This window comes from Caballeronia zhejiangensis (assembly GCF_000698575.1).
Lineage (GTDB): Bacteria > Pseudomonadota > Gammaproteobacteria > Burkholderiales > Burkholderiaceae > Caballeronia > Caballeronia zhejiangensis.
On record NZ_JFHD01000008.1, the window covers coordinates 19,447 to 37,019 of the forward strand.

15 protein-coding genes are annotated in these 17,573 nt (G+C 63.9%); 6 read left to right on the forward strand and 9 right to left on the reverse strand.

Features of this window, described 5'->3' with window-relative positions; genetic code table 11:
* Nucleotides 1–54: 54 nt before the first annotated feature.
* A complete protein-coding gene (locus BG60_RS13205; protein ID WP_008353587.1) occupies nucleotides 55–768 on the forward strand; it encodes a heavy metal response regulator transcription factor in 714 nt (237 codons plus the stop codon).
* A complete protein-coding gene (locus BG60_RS13210) occupies nucleotides 765–2,261 on the forward strand; it encodes a heavy metal sensor histidine kinase (RefSeq protein WP_008353588.1) in 1,497 nt (498 codons plus the stop codon). The genes BG60_RS13205 and BG60_RS13210 overlap by 4 nt, the downstream gene beginning before the upstream one ends.
* 10 nt (nucleotides 2,262–2,271) lie before the next feature.
* Here the strand turns inward: BG60_RS13210 and BG60_RS13215 are convergent, their stop codons facing one another.
* The 9 genes from BG60_RS13215 to BG60_RS13255 all read right to left on the reverse strand — a co-directional run bounded on the left by BG60_RS13215 (nucleotide 2,272) and on the right by BG60_RS13255 (nucleotide 13,821).
* Nucleotides 2,272–2,898, reverse strand: coding sequence for a hypothetical protein (locus tag BG60_RS13215; protein WP_008353589.1), 627 nt, complete (start codon nucleotides 2,896–2,898; stop codon nucleotides 2,272–2,274).
* Between the two features lie 144 nt (nucleotides 2,899–3,042).
* Nucleotides 3,043–4,014, reverse strand: coding sequence for a hypothetical protein (locus BG60_RS13220; RefSeq protein ID WP_008353590.1), 972 nt, complete (start codon nucleotides 4,012–4,014; stop codon nucleotides 3,043–3,045).
* Between the two features lie 144 nt (nucleotides 4,015–4,158).
* A complete protein-coding gene (locus BG60_RS13225) occupies nucleotides 4,159–4,506 on the reverse strand; it encodes a hypothetical protein (protein ID WP_008353591.1) in 348 nt (115 codons plus the stop codon).
* Nucleotides 4,507–4,629: 123 nt separating this feature from the next.
* A complete protein-coding gene (locus BG60_RS13230) occupies nucleotides 4,630–4,980 on the reverse strand; it encodes a hypothetical protein (RefSeq protein ID WP_008353592.1) in 351 nt (116 codons plus the stop codon).
* 603 nt (nucleotides 4,981–5,583) lie between these two features.
* Entirely contained in the window at nucleotides 5,584–8,313 is a 2,730-nt protein-coding gene (locus BG60_RS13235; RefSeq protein ID WP_034471868.1) for a nitrate reductase, read from the reverse strand.
* A 28-nt stretch (nucleotides 8,314–8,341) separates the two neighbouring features.
* Nucleotides 8,342–9,601 carry an NAD(P)/FAD-dependent oxidoreductase gene (locus BG60_RS13240; protein WP_008353594.1) on the reverse strand — a complete coding sequence of 420 codons (1,260 nt, stop codon included), beginning with the start codon at nucleotides 9,599–9,601 and terminating at the stop codon, nucleotides 8,342–8,344.
* Nucleotides 9,598–9,942 carry a nitrite reductase small subunit NirD gene (gene nirD, locus BG60_RS13245; protein WP_008353596.1) on the reverse strand — a complete coding sequence of 115 codons (345 nt, stop codon included), beginning with the start codon at nucleotides 9,940–9,942 and terminating at the stop codon, nucleotides 9,598–9,600. Before nirD ends, BG60_RS13240 begins: the two co-directional genes overlap by 4 nt.
* A gap of 18 nt (nucleotides 9,943–9,960) precedes the next feature.
* The gene (nirB, locus tag BG60_RS13250) at nucleotides 9,961–12,483 is read right to left on the reverse strand and encodes a nitrite reductase large subunit NirB (protein WP_008353598.1); all 2,523 of its coding nucleotides are present in this window, start codon (nucleotides 12,481–12,483) and stop codon (nucleotides 9,961–9,963) included.
* A gap of 12 nt (nucleotides 12,484–12,495) precedes the next feature.
* The gene (locus BG60_RS13255) at nucleotides 12,496–13,821 is read right to left on the reverse strand and encodes an MFS transporter (RefSeq protein WP_008353599.1); all 1,326 of its coding nucleotides are present in this window, start codon (nucleotides 13,819–13,821) and stop codon (nucleotides 12,496–12,498) included.
* 619 nt (nucleotides 13,822–14,440) lie between these two features.
* On the opposite strand from BG60_RS13255, the gene cobA reads away from it, so the two are divergent.
* From cobA to BG60_RS13275, 4 genes are all read left to right on the forward strand, one after another.
* Nucleotides 14,441–15,208, forward strand: a complete 768-nt coding sequence (cobA, locus tag BG60_RS13260; RefSeq protein WP_008353600.1) for a uroporphyrinogen-III C-methyltransferase — start codon at nucleotides 14,441–14,443, stop codon at nucleotides 15,206–15,208.
* Nucleotides 15,209–15,280: 72 nt separating this feature from the next.
* Nucleotides 15,281–15,853 (forward strand): ANTAR domain-containing response regulator, encoded by a 573-nt coding sequence (locus BG60_RS13265; protein ID WP_034471835.1) that lies wholly within the window; start codon nucleotides 15,281–15,283, stop codon nucleotides 15,851–15,853.
* 15 nt (nucleotides 15,854–15,868) lie between these two features.
* Nucleotides 15,869–16,990 carry a CmpA/NrtA family ABC transporter substrate-binding protein gene (locus tag BG60_RS13270; protein WP_008353602.1) on the forward strand — a complete coding sequence of 374 codons (1,122 nt, stop codon included), beginning with the start codon at nucleotides 15,869–15,871 and terminating at the stop codon, nucleotides 16,988–16,990.
* Nucleotides 16,991–17,035: 45 nt separating this feature from the next.
* Nucleotides 17,036–17,521 carry an adenosine-specific kinase gene (locus BG60_RS13275; RefSeq protein WP_008353603.1) on the forward strand — a complete coding sequence of 162 codons (486 nt, stop codon included), beginning with the start codon at nucleotides 17,036–17,038 and terminating at the stop codon, nucleotides 17,519–17,521.
* Nucleotides 17,522–17,573: the final 52 nt, after the last annotated feature.

Genomic DNA, 17,573 nt, shown 5'->3' on the forward strand with positions numbered 1-17,573 from the left:
GTTAGCAGTTGAACAATGCGGTAAACACACACTGAACGCGCACAGGTGCCAGGCATGAAAGTCCTGATAGTCGAAGACGAACACAAAGTGGTGGATTACCTGCGCTCGGGGTTGACCGAGCAAGGCTGGGTCGTCGATGTCGCGATGGACGGCGAGGAAGGCACGCATCTCGCCATCGAATACGACTACGACGTGATCGTGCTCGACGTGATGCTGCCAAGACGCGACGGCTTCGCGGTATTGAAGGCGCTGCGCCTCCAGAAGTCGACGCCGGTCATCATGCTGACCGCGCGCGATCACATCAACGATCGTGTGCGCGGGCTGCGCGAAGGCGCGGACGATTACCTCACGAAGCCGTTCTCGTTTCTCGAACTCGTCGAGCGTCTGCATGCGCTCGCCCGCCGCACGCGCGCGCAGGAATCGACATTGATATCGGTCGGCGATCTGTATGTCGATCTGATCGGCCGCCGCGCAACACGCGACGGCGTGCGGCTCGACCTCACCGCGAAGGAATTTCAGTTGCTCTCGGTGCTCGCGCGCCGTCACGGCGACATTCTCTCGAAGACCGCGATCACCGAGCTCGTCTGGGAAGTCGATTTCGAAAGTCACACGAACGTCGTCGAAACGGCGATCAAGCGGCTGCGCGCGAAACTGGACGGACCGTTCCGCACCAAACTGCTTCATACCGTGCGTGGCATGGGCTATGTGCTCGAAGTGCGCGAAGTTCGCGACACGCGCGAAGCAAGGGAAGACGCGAGACCATCATGAACACGCAGTGGATATCGTCGACGCCACGCGAGGCACGCGACGCGCGCGAGCCGCGCACGCAACGCTCCATTTCGCGGCGGCTCGCCGTCATGTTCGCGCTCGTCGCGCTGTTCGTGTTCGCGCTCGTCGGCTCGGGACTCTTTCTCGTGCTGCGCGTGCAATTGGAGCAGCATTTGCGCGACTCGCTCGACAATCGCGCGGAGATTGCGCGGCTCATCGTCACGCATGTATCGACGCCGGAGAAATGGAAGATCGCGAAGGAGAAGCTCGCCGACATCACCCCGCGCGACGGCTCCACGCTCTTTGCCGTGTCCAGCAACGATCCGCGCTATGAATACGGCTCGCCGCCCGCGGGCCGCGTCGTCAAGCGCGTGATGGGCGGTTACGTTCACTTCCGTCCGGAAGATCGCGCCTACGACATGCTGATGACCACGCTCACGATTCCGCCCAACGGGGATCGTCCGCCGCTGCAGCTCTTCGTCGCGATCGATTGCTCGCCGAACGTTCATACGATGCGCGCGTTCGGTCTCGCGCTCGCCGCGCTGATGGCGCTCGCCACGGTCGCGGTCCTGCTGCTGAGTTATTCGGTCGCGCGGCTCGGCCTCGCACCGCTCACGCGCCTCACGCGCGATGCATCGAAGCTGAGTCCGACCAATCGATCGCAACGCCTGAACACGCGCGCGCTGCCGATGGAACTCGAAGATCTCGCGAAGTCCTTCAATGGCGCGCTCGAACGGCTCGATCACGCATATGGCCGGCTCGAATCCTTCAACGCCGATGTCGCGCACGAATTGCGCACGCCGGTCACGATTCTCATCGGTCAGACGGAAGTCGCCTTGACGCGCGATCGTTCGATCGACGAGCTGCGTCACACGCTGCAATCGAATCTCGAGGAGTTCGAACGCGTGCGCGCGATCATCAACGACATGCTGTTTCTCGCGCGCGCCGATCAAGGCGAACGCGCGACGGGACTCGTCGAAGTGTCGCTCGCGGCGGAGGTCAATCGCACACTGGAGTTTCTCGAGATTCCGCTGGAAGAAGCGCGAGTGCGCGCCGTCGCGAACGGCGATGCGCGCGCGTTCGTCAATACGTCGCTATTCGGCCGTGCGCTGTCCAATCTCGTGATGAACGCAATTCAGCATTGCGCGCCCGGCGCGACGATTTCCGTGGCCATCACGCGGGAACATGGGCGCATTCGCATCGCCGTGGCCAATCCCGGCGAATCGATCCAGCCGCATGTGATGGCGCATCTCTTCGACCGCTTCTATCGCGCGGAAAGTTCGCGCACGAATAGCCGCGAGAATCACGGCCTCGGGCTTGCCATCGTGAAGGCGGTGGCCGAGATGCATCGCGGCACCGTGTCGGCGACGAGCGAGAACGGCGTCAACACGTTCTCGTTCTCGGTCGCGCGTTTCGGCACTGAATCGCGACCCGTCGAAGACGTCGCCTTGCCCGTGCCGCCGGTCGTGGAACGGAAGTCCGCCACGACATGAAGCGCGTGCATCACTGACAGAAGTATTCATCCGATGCGGCCATCGGCGCTTCGGTTGTCGCCGGCCTGAAGTGGCTGTACTTGCGATACGTCTTGCCGTTCACCGTCACCGATTCGGCGGCTTCGGTCTCGCCCGTTGCCGACGCGATCGCGCTGCTATGCGCTTCGACGTTGCCATTGCCCCAACTGCTCGCGCGCGCATACGATCCGCCTTTCGACGTATCCGTCTTGTTCGCTTCCGAGATCGTGCTCGTGACGGGATTGCCGAAGCTCTTCGTATCGATCGACGATTGCGGCGGCACGTAGCCCCACTTCGACGTGACCGTGCTCATGTCGATCTGCTGCGGCTTCCAGCCGATCACCTTCGCGCCGATCGCGAGCGGCGACAACTCCACTGCGACGATCTGCGTTCCGCGCCGCGCGACGAGCAGGCACTTGCCGCCCGACGTCTGCAAGGGCACGTAGCCGCTCGAAGGCAAGAGCGCGAGCGCCTGCGCATCGGGCATCGACTGCACGCCGACCGGGTTCGCGGCCCAGATCACGCCGGCGCTTGCATCGGCGCGCGCGCTCATCGGCATCATCGAGACCGTCGCACTCGCCGCGAGCGCGATGGCCGCCATTTTCTTGTGACTCTTCATCGCATGCCTCAGCGGGAAAACGAGGGTTGACTCTCCGGGACCAGTCTTTCAAAAGCCAACCCTTCAAAGGTAGAGACGGCCCGATTGCTCAGGCGCGTCTCTCTCGCTCCATGGCGTCACCCTGCCATTGGACCTGTTGCTTCCTCACTTCACCAGCGAGACTTCGATCTTTTCGCCGATGGGCGTGCTCGCCACTTCGACGCCATTCGTATCAGCCTGATCGTACACGCGAGCGGCGACCGGCGTCGGCTGCGCGACCTGCTTCGCGGGCGCCGGCTGAGCCTGCTTGGCCTCGTTCTGCGTCTTCATGCTGACTTCCGGATTGTTGGCGGCGGTCACCGGCAGGCCGAGGCGCGCGCGCACCAGCGGATCGCGATACTTCTCGTCATCCGACAGCACCGCGTCCTCGCCCGATTTCGCGAGCGGCGTGGTCGTGCCCGGGCACAGATGACCCGTCGCCTCGACGGCGCGGCGGTTCGCTTCGCTCTGGCAGAGGAGCGCGAGCGCGACATCGGTCAGGCCCATTGCGCGGAATTCGCGTGCATCGAGGCGGCGTACGCAAGCCTGATCGACGAGCGTCGTGCCGCCGGTCGCGCCGAAGCCGGTGATCGACAGGCCGAAGCTGGCCGAGCCCATGCAGGTGTCGGAGAGCGTCGTGGTGAGCGAGGGTGCGGCGATCGACGGCGTCGTGCGGACCGAGTACGAGCTCTGGTTGTAGTCGACCGTCGTGCGCGTGTCGAAGGCGCTCGTGCCGGGGCCGCTCGTGGCCGCCTTGCCGGTCGCATCGGCGCCGCTTGCATCCGTGCCGGATGTCGTCAGTTGCGGCATCGTCAGCGAGATGTTCACATTCGATGAGCCGCCCTGCGCGGTCGAACGGCCGCCGCTCGCCGTCGCGACGCCGAGGCCGCCGACCGACGACGAATTGGAACTGGTGTTGGCCGTCGAATTCGCCGACGTGCCGATGTTGTTGAGGCTCGATCCGCCGCCCTGGCCGATGCCCGTCGACGTCGAACCCGAAACCGAGCCCGACGAGGAATTGGCGGTGGTGTCGGCGTGGGCGAGTTGCGCGGCGCAAAACAGCACCGCGCATGCCAATTGCAGAGTGGTCTTGTTCATTTTGGTTCTCCGGAAGAAAAGGGGAACGCCACAGCGCATGACGGTCCCGGACGACTTAGAGTTTTTTTATGAGTTCGGCAAAGGCGGTATCCCGCAAGCGCACGCTCGTCATGACGCCGCCCCTGCCTTGAGTCGCCGACCAGCTTAGCGCCAGCCGCCGCCCAGCTTGCTCCATGCATTGGCCGCTGCGTCCGCGCCCGAGGTGCCGCCCGCTTGTGCGTTGCCGTGGCCGAAGCCGCTCACCGTCGACGTATTCGTGTGGCTCGTCGTTGCGTTGGTGGCGTTGCCCGTCACGCCGAACTTGTTGCCGGCGATCGATTGCGCATTGCCGTTGGCCGTGCCCGAGTTCGTCGCCGTGAAGCGGCCGAAGCCCGAGACCGAAGCGGACGTCGTGCCGCCCGAGGTCGAGGACGAGCTGGAGTTCGTGGTCGTGGCCATCGCGGCGACGGAGACGAGCGAGAGCAGTGCAGCAGCGATCAGAGTGCGTTTCATGATTTGCATTCCTTATCGAATCGGTAAGATTGGATTTCGTTTTTTGTTGTTCGAACCGGGATCACATCGGTTGCGGGAAAGCGAACCCCGTTGCGGCGAAGTTCGCCGTCCGTCGCCGTGTGCTTAGCGCCAGCCGCCGCCCAGCTTGCTCCAGGCATTCGCGGCAGCGTCGGCGCCCGAGACGCCCGTCGCCGTCGAGCCGCCGAAGCCCTTGCCGCCCACCGACGACGTGTTGATGTGGCTCGTCGTCGCGTTCGTCGTGTTGCCCGTCACGCCGTAGCCCTGGCCGGCGATCGACGAAGCGTGGCCGTTGGCGGCGCCCGCGTTGGTTGCGGTGAACGAGCCGAAGCCGAACACGGCTGCGCTGGTCGTGCCGCCCGAGGTCGAGCTCGAGCTGGAGTTCGTGCCCGTTGCGAAGGCAGCGGCGGAAACGAGCGAGAGGACGGCGGCTGCTGCGATCAGTTTGCGTTGCATGGTGAGGTCTCCAAGTGTAGGCGCACAGTCAATTCCAGCTACATCGACGCCGGTATGTAGCGGATACAGCAAATATCGTTTCGTTAGTATCCCTATCTCCGACGTCTGATCGAATCTGGCTTCGATGGATCAGCGAGCGTTTGAGAAAGGACGCCCCTTTGGGGCGGCTTGACGAATCAGACTGGGAATGAGGCTCGCACGTCGATCAGAAGTCGTCGTTCGTGCAACAGGTCGATGCTGGCCTGGGATGAGCGGATCGTGGCGCGCTGGCCTTCCGCTTGTTCGAATAGTTTTGCGTTCTTCATCGCAATCCCCGTATTACCTTTTGGTGTTGTTTTCAGGCATCCGTTTGTTTAGTGCCTGTGTTTTGAGGTGACTGTACGGAAGATGAACCGGCGAATGCGTTGGCAATCCAACACACCATTTCACGTGGTAATAAATCGTAAGGAGTTTGGTTGGCGAGCGCTCATTCGAGCATACCAATAGCCCGGAAACGCCCTGTTTTCGAGGGTTTTTCCGGAGATCTCCGCAGGAATCGGAAGGCTTGAAAACGCGAAACGCGGGCGACATGCGCCCGCGTTCGTTCGTTAGACCACGGACGAATCAGACCGTGGAGAGACGCGCCATTTCCGTCTCAACGATGAGCTTCTTCAACTCCGGCACGCACGATCCGCAGTTGCCGCCCGCCTTCACGCACGAGGTGATTTCGGCGGCTGTCTTCAATCCCTTGTCGCGGATCGCGTTGCAGATCGTATTGCGTCCGACGCCGAAGCACGAGCACACGGTCGGCCCGGTGTCCTCGCCCTTGCCTATCGGCTGACCGAGCAGGAGGCTCGCGCGGTCCTCGTCATCGAGGCGTCCCTTTTCGAACAGCGTCGCGAGCCACGCACGCGCGGGCAGATCGGGCCGCTCGGAGATGAACACGCAACTCTCGATACGCTCATTGACCACATGCGCCGCGCGATACACGCCCGCGCTCTTGTCCTCGTATTCGATCCAGTCAGCGTGCTCATCGTCGATATGAAAGAGCGCACGCGCCCAATCGTGATGATCGCCATGGGATGCATCGAAACGATTACGGCCCGCCATTTCGTAACGGACGAAGCCCGTGCCATGCACGCGCGTCCAGTGCGTGACCATGTCGAGGTGCGGCGCGGCGCGAGAGAGCGAAAAGCCGTGCCATGTCACGTGAAACTTCTCGATTGCGACAGGCGTGTGCTTGAACTCCGGTTCGCCCGAAACCGGATCGACGACGGGATTCACTACCGCACCGACGCGCGCGTCGGAGGCGGTCTGATCGTTCCAGTGGATCGGCACGAACACGCTGCCGCGCGGCATGCCACCGCCATGCTGCACGCGCGCGATCATCGAGCCCCAGCGACTCGACACGCGCGCGATTTCGCCTTCGCGCACGCCGCATGCGAGCGCGTCTTGCGGATGCATGTCGATGAACGATTCGCTGATATGGCCCGCGAGTTTCGAGGAGCGGCCCGTTCGCGTCATTGTGTGCCATTGGTCGCGCACGCGTCCGGTGTTGAGCACGAGCGGATAGTCGTCATCGGGCGCATTCACGGGCGCGCGTGCAACGGTTGCTACGAAGCGCGCACGGCCATCTGCATGACTGAAGCGGTGATCTTCGAAGAGCCGCTCCGTTCCTCCCTCTGCCGATTCGCGCAACGGCCATTGTGTCGGCTGCAGCGCATCGTATTGCGCGCGATCGAGCCCGGCCAGCCCACCGATATGAAACGCGCGATGCACGCCCGCCGACGCATCGTTGCGATACGCGCTCAACCGTGCGTGCTCGTCGAAAATCTCATGCGGACCCGCAAAATCGAAGCCTTCGAAGCCCATGCGCCGCGCGACATCGCAGATGATGCGCCAGTCCGCGCGCGCCTTGCCCGGCGCCGGAATGAACGCGCGTTGACGCGAGATGCGCCGCTCCGAGTTCGTCACGGTGCCATCCTTCTCGCCCCAGCCGAGCGCGGGCAGCAGCACATCGGCGAACGCGTTCGTATCCGTCTTTTCGATGATGTCCGATGCAACCACGAGCTCGCACTTCTCGAGCGCGCGCTTCACGCGATCGCCATCGGGCAGGCTGACGACAGGATTGGTGCCCATCACCCATACGGCTTTCACGCGGCCCGCTTCGATTGCATCGAACAACTCGACGGCCTTCAATCCGGCGCGCTCTGCAATCGCAGGCGAATTCCAGAACGTCCGCACCATCTCGCCATGCAGCGGATCGCCGAACTCGAGATGCGCGGCGAGCGTATTCGCGAGGCCGCCGACTTCGCGTCCGCCCATCGCGTTGGGCTGGCCGGTGAACGAGAACGGTCCCATGCCAGGCTTGCCGATTCGCCCCGTCAGCAGATGGCAATTGATGATGCAGTTGACCTTGTCCGTGCCGGCGCTCGACTGATTCACGCCTTGCGAATAGACCGTCACCACGCGCTCCGTGCGCGCGAAAAGACGATAAAACTCCATCAGATCGTGTTGATCGAGCTTGCAGTCTTTCGCGGTTTGCGCGAGATCCGAAGAACCCGCCGCTGCGAGCGCGTCGTCGGAACCGCTGGTATGTGCATCGACGAAAGCCGCATCGATTGCGCCGTGCTCCGCGAGGAACGCGAGCAGGCCGTTGAACAGCGCCACATCGCTGCCAGGCTTGAGCGGCAGATGCAGATCGGCCATTTCGCAAGTCGCGGTATAGCGCGGATCGATGACGACGATCTTCATCTCCGGCCGCTTCTCCTTCATCTTCACGATGCGCTGAAAGAGAATCGGATGACACCATGCCGTGTTCGATCCCACGAGCACGACGAGGTCCGCGAGTTCGAGGTCCTCATAACTCATCGGCACGAGGTCTTCGCCGAACGCGCGCTTGTGTCCCGCCACCGACGACGACATGCACAGCCGCGAGTTCGTATCGATGTTTGCGCTGCCGATGTAGCCCTTCATCAGCTTGTTGGCGACGTAGTAGTCCTCGGTGAGCAACTGACCCGATACATAGAACGCGACCGCGTCGGGACCATGCTCCGCGATGATGCGCGAAAAGCCGCTCGCAACCGTGCCGATGGCATCGGCCCACGATGCATCGGTAAGCGCGCCGCTGCGGCGGTCGCGCAGTTTCGGATTGAGCAGACGCCCTTCGAGTCCAATCGTTTCGCCGAGCGCCGAGCCCTTCACGCACAGACGGCCGAAGTTCGATGGATGCGTTTCATCGCCGGCGATCGACACTTCGGTCGCGCTCTTCGGCGATGCGTTCACACCGCAGCCGACGCCGCAATACGGGCAAGTCGTTTTAACAGAAGCCGTTTGAATGGGGATGATGGACATGCTCACGTTTCTCTATCCTTGGCCGTATTCAGGCTTCACAAAGCGTCTTGCCGAAAAGAAGCTTGCCGCGCAGATGCGATACGTCCGCGCGGCTCTGAATCAGATCGAAATACCAGCCGCCGTCCTTCACGTCGCCGTACAGCACCGCGCCGATCACGCGTCCCGCCTGCAGCACGACACGCTTGTACACGCCGCGGCGCGGATCGCGCAGCACGAGATCCTCGCTGTCCTCGCCGCCGATGAAATCGCCTGCCGAATACAGATCGACGCCCGTCACCTTGAGCTTCGTCGCCGTCGCGCGCTGCACGTAACGGCGATGCCCCGCGCCCGCGAGATGCGCGCCCGCCACGCGCGCCTGATCCCAGATCGGCGCGACGAGACCGAAGGTCGCCGAGCGATGCTGCACGCATTCGCCCACCGCATACACGCGCGGATCGAAAGTCTGCAAGGTGTCGTCGACGACGATGGCGCGCTCGCAATGCAGCCCCGCCTCTTTCGCGAGCGCGATGTTGGGCCGCACGCCCGCCGTCATCACGACGAGATCAGCGTCGATCTGCGTGCCGTCCGCGAAACGCACGGCGCGCACGCGGTCGTCGCCGACGATCTCCGTCGTCTGCGCGGCCATCGCGAAGTTGAGGCCTTTCGCTTCGAGCGAACGCTTGAGCAACGCGGACGCGGTGGCATCGAGCTGACGATCCATCAGGCTGCCGCTCGCATGCACGACCGTTACCGACATGCCCTGCCGCTGCAAGCCGTTGGCCGCTTCGAGCCCGAGCAGACCGCCGCCGATGATCACCGCGTGCCGATGATCGCGTGCCGCTTCGAGCATCGTTTCGACATCCTGAATGTCGCGAAATGCGATCACACCGGAAAGCTCGCAACCCGGCACCGGAATGATGAATGGCTTCGAGCCGGTCGCGATCAGCAGACGGTCGTAGTGCGCTTCCACGCCCTTCTCCGAACGCACGACGCGCCGCGCACGATCGATTTCGATCACGGCATCGCCCGCATGCAGCGTGATGCCGTTCGCGTCGTACCATTCGCGCGTGTTGAGAATGATGTCGTCGACGCTCTTCTCGCCCGCGAGCACCGGCGACAACAGAATGCGGTTGTAGTTGCCGTACGGCTCGGCGCCGAATACGGTGATGTCGTACAGCTCGGGCGCGATCTTCAGCAGTTCTTCGACCGTACGCATACCGGCCATGCCGTTGCCGATCACCACGAGCCGCTGGCGCGATGCGGCGTGCTTCAACGCCGCCATGCCCGCAACCGCATATTCGGTCTTCATGCCGCGACCCACACCTTGCCGCCCGCGACCTTCACGCGATACGCGCTCACCGAAAGCTCCGGCGCTTCCAGGCATTCGCCCGTGCGCAGATCGAAGTGCTGCTTGTAGATCGGCGATGCAACGACGATACGCTCGCCCAGACTTCCCACGATGCCGCGCGAGAGCACCGCGGCTTGCGAATGCGGGTCGTAGTTGTCGATCGCGTACACGGCTGCCTCTTCGCCCGCGACATGAAACACCGCGACTTGCGTGCCCTTCACGAGCGCGCACACGCCCGTATCCGGCACGATGTCGTCGAGTTCACAAACGGCGGTCCAGTCCTGTTCGATACGGTCGTTCATGATGTTTCTCCTCACGCGTTAAACGGTTTCGGCAAGCTTCGACTTGCGCTCTTCGAGCGTGGCGGGGCGAATCTGGCCGCGCTCTTCCACGAAGGTCACGTTCGCATCGCCCTGTTCGCTGTTGACGAAGTGACGGAAGCGCTTGCGCGTATGCGGATCGGTGACGGCCTTTTTCCATTCGTCCTCGTAGGTATCGACGACGAGTTGCATCTCCGCTTCGAGCTCGGCGGCGATGTCGAGCTTGTCGTTGATGACGACGTCGATCAGATACTCGAGTCCGCCTTCGAGGTTGTCGCGCCATACGCTCGTGCGTTGCAGGCGATCCGCCGTACGCACGTAGAACATCAGGAAGCGGTCGATGTACCGCACGAGCGTGTCGTGATCGAGATCGGACGCGATAAGCTCGGCGTGACGCGGCTTCATGCCGCCGTTACCGCATACGTAGAGATTCCAGCCCTTCTCCGTCGCGATCACGCCGACGTCCTTGCCTTGCGCTTCGGCGCACTCGCGCGTGCAGCCCGACACGCCGAACTTGATCTTGTGCGGCGTGCGCAGACCCTTGTAGCGATTCTCCAGTTCGATCGCGAGTCCGACCGAATCGCCGACGCCATAACGGCACCACGTCGAGCCGACGCACGACTTCACGGTGCGCAGGGCCTTGCCATACGCATGACCCGATTCGAAGCCCGCCGCGATGAGCTCTTCCCAGATGAACGGCAATTGCTCTACGCGCGCGCCGAACATGTCGACACGCTGGCCGCCCGTAATCTTCGTATAGAGGCCGTACTTCTTCGCGACCTGGCCGACCGCGATCAAGCCATCGGGCGTCACTTCGCCGCCCGGCATGCGCGGCACGACGCTGTACGTGCCATCGCGCTGGATGTTCGCGAGGTAGTAATCGTTCGAATCCTGCAGGCTCGCGTGCTCTTTCTTCAGCACGAACTCGTTCCAGCACGAAGCAAGAATGCTCGCGACGGCAGGCTTGCAGACATCGCAGCCGCGTCCCTTGCCGTGCTTCGCGAGCAGCGTGCCGAACGTGCGATGTCCTTCCACGCGCGCGATGTGATAAAGCTCCTGACGCGAATACGGGAAGTGCTCGCACAGATGATTGTTCACCGCGAGACCCTGCCGCTTCATCTCCGACTTCATCACTTGCGTGACGAGCGGCACGCAGCCGCCGCACGATGCGCCCGCCTTGCACGACGACTTGATCGCGCCAATGCTCGTTGCGCCCGCGCAGACAGCCGCGCAGATTTCAGCCTTGCTTACGTTGTTGCACGAACAGATCTGCGCCGCATCGGGCAAGGCTTCGACGCCGAGCGCGGGCTTCGCTTTTCCATCGCTCGACGGCAGGATCAGGAACTCGGGCGCTTCGGGCAACTCGATCTTGTTCAACATCATCTGCAGCAGCGTGCCGTATTCCGCTGCATCGCCGACCATCACGCCGCCGAGAAGAAACTTGCCGCAGTCGGACACGACGATCTTCTTGTAGACCTGCTTGCGCTCGTCGCTGTACTGATACGTCCGGCTGCCGGGCGTCTTGCCGTGTGCATCGCCGATGCTCGCCACATCGACGCCCATCAGCTTGAGTTTGGTGCTCATGTCCGCGCCCGCGAACGCCGCCTCCTCGCCGATGATCTGCTTCGCGACGATGCGCGCCATGTCGTAACCCGGCGCGACGAGGCCGAACAACTGGCCCTTCCACAACGCACATTCGCCGATGGCATAGATCGCTTCGTCGCTCGTGCGGCAGGCGTCGTCGATCACGATGCCGCCGCGCGCGCCGATGTCGAGACCCGCTGCACGCGCGATGTCGTCGCGCGGACGAATGCCTGCCGAGAACACGATCATGTCAGTGTCGAGATGCGTCTCATCGGCGAAATTCATGCGGTTGGCCGCGCCTTCGCCATCGACGATCGCAAGCGTGTTCTTACCCGTATGAACCGTGACGCCGAGCTCCTCGATCTTCGCGCGCAGCACGCGTCCGCCGCCGTCATCGACCTGCACGGCCATCAGGCGCGGCGCGAATTCGATCACATGCGTTTCGAGTCCCATGTCGCGCAGCGCCTTCGCTGCTTCGAGACCGAGCAGACCGCCGCCGACGACCGTGCCCGTCTTCGAGCGCGCGCCGCATGCCTGCATCGCTTCGAGATCTTCGATCGTGCGATACACGAAGCAGCCGTCGCGATCACGGCCTTCGATGGGCGGCACGAACGGATAGGAGCCGGTCGCGAGCACGAGCTTGTCGTACGCGAGCACTTCGCCCGTCGAAGCCGTCACCGTGCGCGCCGCGCGATCGATCGACACCGCGCGCGCATTCAGTTTCAGCGCATAACCCGAACGTTCGAAGAAGCCCTCTTCGACGAGCGAGAGATCATCCGCGCTCTTGCCCGTGAAGAATTCGGTCAGATGCACGCGGTCGTACGCGGCGCGCGGTTCTTCGCACAGGACCGTCACGTCGAGCGCTTCGTTGCCGCTCTCGGCGAGACATTCGAGGAACTTGTGGCCGACCATGCCGTGGCCGATGACGACGATTTTCATGACGGGGCCTTCTCAGTTTGCAATGACGTTATTGGCTGCGAGCGCGCTTTCGCGCAGTGCCGCTTCGCGTGCCTTGTGTTCGGGGGAGAAGCGCACGGCGAGCGCGCAGAGCGCCGTCGTCGCGACGATCACGCCGAGCATCGAGAGCGTGGCTTGCGCGTTGCCGAGGCCTTTCATCAGGAAGCCCGCTGCGACCGCGCCGACGTTGCCGCCGGCGCCGATCACGCCAGCCACGCCGCCGAGCGCCTTGCGATCGATGAACGGCACGAGCGCGTAAGTCGCGCCGCATGCCATGTGCGTGAAGAGGCCGAACGCAAGCATCGCGACGATGGCGAGCACGACGCTCGGCGCATGCGCGAACGCATAGAGGCCGATGCCTTCGCCCGCGATCAGCGCGAACAACAAGGTCGCGCGGATATCGAGGCCTTTCTTCGCGGCGGCTTTATCGGAGAGCCAGCCGCCGAGCGCGCGGGCGAAGAGCGCGAGCAGACCGAAGCTGCCCGCCGCCATGCCGGCTTGCGCGAGCGAGAGGCCGAAGTGATCGACGTAATAGATCGCCGCCATGTTGTGGATGAACACTTCGACGCCGAAGCACGCGCCGTACGTGACGAAGAGCATCCACACGCGATAGTTCGAGCACGCGGTCAGGAAGCTCTGCCAGCCGCCCTTCTTGCCGCCGTCGATCGCGACGCCGGCACGGCGCAGCGCGACGAAGTCGCCTTGCGGGCAATCCTGCGTATAGCGCCAGTAGAAGAAGGCCATCACCGGCATCGCGATGCCCGGCACGATCAAAGCGACGCGCCATGCCGATGCTTCGCCCACGCCGAGCGCGATCGCTGCCGCGACGAGAAGCGGAATGATCGCCTGCGCCGCGCCCGCGCCCGCGTTGCCCCAGCCGGCAGTCGTTGCGTTCGCGGTGCCGACGACGTTCGGCGCGAACATCACCGACGTGTGGTACTGCGTGATGACGAAGCTCGCGCCGATCGCGCCGATCGCGAGACGGCACCACAGGAAGCTGTCGTAGCCCGTAGAGAGCGCCGCGCCGATGACAGGCACCGAACCCGCGAGCAGCAGCGCGCCATACACGCGGCGCGGGCCGAAGCGATCGCACATCGGTCCGACGACGAGGCGCACCAGAATCGTCACGGCGACGGCCGCGATATTGATGTTCGCAACTTGATCCGCCGTGAGTCCGTATTCGCGCTTGATGAGCGGCATCAGCGGCGCGCAGGCGAACCACGCGAAGAAGCATACGAAGAAGGCCATCCACGTGAGATGGAAGGCGCGCATCGGCGCGCTGCGCATGCTGAAGAGATCGATCCGGGTGGCTTTGTCCATCGTCTTTCCGCAAAAAAAGAAAGGCGTCCCGCGCATGGGCCGGGAAGCCGATGCGGGGGACGCCGTTGTCCGATGCCCGCATGTTCTTCACTTGCCGGGCGCTGTATTCAGGACGGATCGCCGTTGATCCGATGGCGAGACATAAGGCAAGGCCTATGCCATGCGCGCCGCATCGACTTCGGACGCTTGTCGCGCAAGGCTTTGCGCGTTATATGCACGGACTGCGCGCATGAGCTTCACGTCATGTTTCGATGCAGGCGGGCACAGGGATGGTGCGACGCAGCACTGATGCCGTGCGAACGTGCAAGCGATCGCTTCGTACGCTCCTCGACTTTGTACTGCACGGTTAACGCACGCATTCACATCGAGCAAGCGCCCATGCGCCCTCGCGGTGCCACCCGCGCACAACGACAGTGCGGATAACGTGCTCGAAGCCCTATTCGACCAATGGCCCGCTTATTGCATTGTCGAAAGCGCTGCGAGCAACGGCGTTCGCGGCGCCCCGATACATGAAAGCAAGGACAAAGGCGTCCCCATCGTGCAGCGACACGAGCGGACGCTATCTGCGTTTGCCGCGCCGATGCCTCACACACGAAGCACGCAGACTCAGGAAGCAACGATGAGCACCATCAAAGGCAAAGTCACTCTGTTGAGCGCGGGCCCCGGCGATCTGGACTTGCTGACCTTGCGCGCCGCGAAGGCGCTCGCCGCCGCCGACGTCCTTCTCGTCGACGATCTCGCCAACGCCGACATCGTCACGCTTGCGCCGAACGCGCGCGTGATTCGCGTCGGCAAGCGCGGCGGATGCAAGTCCACGCCGCAAGCCTTCATTCAGCGCCTCATGCAGCGATACGCGAAGAAAGGACTGCATGTGGTGCGCGTGAAAGGCGGCGACGCGTTGCTCTTCGGACGCGCGGGCGAAGAGATCGCCGCATTGCGCGGGGCGGATATTCCGGTCGATATCGTCAATGGCGTGTCATCGGGATTCGCGGCGGCGGCTGGACTCGGCATCTCGCTCACGCATCGCGATCATTGTCAGGGCGTGACGTTCGTCACCGCGCACATGCAGGATCACAGTCAGCCGGATTGGGCCGCGCTCGCCGCAACGGGCACCACGCTCGCGATCTATATGGGCATGAGCCGCATCGCGAGTCTGACGGCATCGTTGCTCGATGCGTTGCCCGCGAGCACCCCTGCGGCCGTCGTGCAGCACGCGGGATCGTCGCAGGAAAAGCGGCTCGTGACGACGCTCGATCGTCTTGCCGATGATGCCAACGCTGCCGGCCTCGGCAGTCCGGCGGTGATTCTGATCGGCGGTGCGATCGGCGAAGCGGCGGAATTCGCGGCGCATGTGCAAAGCGCCAAAGGCTTCGCTCATGCCGCGTAAAGCGGGTTCTCAAAGCGCGGACGGCGCGTTAAAGTCTCAAGCGTCCCTCGCATGACCGCTTCCGCTTCCCGCATGCTTCGCGTTCTTCTCGTCACCGACACCGACAAGCCCATAGGCGATTTGCGCGAGCAACTCGCGCGCATGGGCTATGACATGCTCGCCGAAGCGGCCGCGCCTTCGGCGCTGCACAAGGCCGTCGAGAGCCAGAAGCCCGATGTCGTCATCATCGATACCGAGTCGCCCTCGCGCGACACGCTCGAACAGCTCGCGGTGATGAACAAGGCCGCGCCGCGTCCCGTGCTGATGTTCAGCAACGACGCGGATCAGCAGTTCATTCGCGCGGCAGTGGGCGCGGGCGTCACCGCGTATTCCGTCGAAGGACTCGCGCCCGAGCGTCTCGCGCCGATCATCGAAGTCGCGCTCGCGCGTTTCGCGCATGAAGCGCAGTTGCGTCAGCGGCTCGCGAAGGTCGAGGACGAACTGGAGCAGCGCAAGGTCATCGACCGCGCGAAACGTCTTCTGATGGACAGGCGCGGCATGTCCGAAAACGAAGCCTATGCGGCGCTTCGCAAGCGCGCGATGGATCAGGGCGTGAAGGTCGCCGAGATCGCGCGCCAATTGCTTTCGATGGCCGATCTGCTCTAGCTTTATCGACATCTCATGAACATCACTTCCTCCCAACCCGAACGCACGCATCTGCGGCTCGGCTTCGTCGCCCTTTCCGATGCCGCGCCGCTCGCCGTCGCCGCGTTGCGCGATCTCGGCGCGCGTCATGGCATCTCGATCGAGCTGTGCCGTCAGCCGTCGTGGGCGGCCGTGCGCGACAAGCTGCTGTCCGGCGAGATCGACGCGGCGCACGCGCTCTATGGCCTCGTGTACGGCGTGCAACTCGGTATCGGCGGGCCGCAGGCGGACATGGCCGTGCTGATGGTCCTCAATCGCAACGGTCAGGCGATCACGCTGTCGCGTCCGTTGGCCGATGCGATCCGGAACGGCGCCAGCGTGAAGGAAGCGTTGCATTCGCTCGGGCGGCCGCCGGTCATCGCGCAGACTTTTCCGACCGGCACGCACGCGATGTGGCTGTATTACTGGCTCGCGGCGCACGGCGTGCATCCGTTGCGCGATGTGCAGAGCATCGTGATTCCGCCGCCGCGCATGGCCGATGCGCTCGTCGAGGGCGCGCTCGACGGCTTCTGCGCGGGCGAGCCGTGGCACGCCGTCGCCGAGGCGCGCGACGCGGGCAGGACGGTCGCGTACACGAGCGAGATCTGGCCGGATCATCCGGAGAAGGTGCTCGCGTGCCGGCGCGATTTCGCGGCGCTCTATCCCGCGACGGCGCGCGCGCTCGTTCGCACGATGCTCGATGCGTGCGCCTGGCTCGATACGCGGGCGCATCGCGAGGAGATCGCCGAGGCGCTGTCGTCGTCCGCGCTGCTCGGCGTGCCGCGCGCGCTGATCGAGCCGCGCCTCGCCACATCCGATGGCGGCGATGCGCGCGCGCTGCCCGTGCGTTTCTTCGATGAAGGCGCGGTGAACTATCCGCGCGTATCGGACGGCGTCTGGTTCATTACGCAATACCGGCGCTGGGGCATGCTCGGCGCCGATATCGACGATGCGGCCATCGCGGCGAGCGTGAATCAGACCGCGCTTTATCGGGAGGCAGCGCAGGCGGCGGGCATTGCGATTCCCGGCGAACGGCGCGCGGCGACGTTCTGCGATGGCCGCGTCTGGGACGGCGGCGATGCGGCGGCGTATCTCGCGGGGTTCGAAATACGCGCGTAGAAAAGCGCCTACCATGGAATTTCCAGCGCGCACCGGAGATCCGCCATGGAACTGCTCGCCATCGCCATCGACAAGCCCGAGGACACCAACTTCATCCTCGGTCAGTCGCATTTCATCAAGACGGTCGAGGATCTGCACGAGGCGCTCGTCGGCGCGGTGCCCGGCATCCGCTTCGGACTCGCGTTCTGCGAGGCGTCGGGCAAGCGGCTCGTACGCACGTCGGGCACGGACGAGCATGGCGTCGAGCTGGCCGCGCGCAACGCGCAGAACATCGGCGCGGGACACAGCTTCATCATCGTGCTCGGCGACGGCTTCTTTCCCGTCAACGTGCTCAATACCGTGAAGGCCGTGCCGGAGGTGTGCCGCATCTTCTGCGCGACCGCCAATCCGACGCAGGTGCTTGTCGCGCAGACGGATCAGGGACGCGGGATCGTCGGCGTGGTGGACGGGTTCCCGCCGCTTGGCGTCGAAAGCGAAGACGACGTGAAGTGGCGCCACGACCTGCTGCGCAAGATCGGCTACAAGGCCTGAAGCGCGCCGCGAAGCCTGCCGCGCCTTGACTTGACGGCGCAAATCGCGAGAA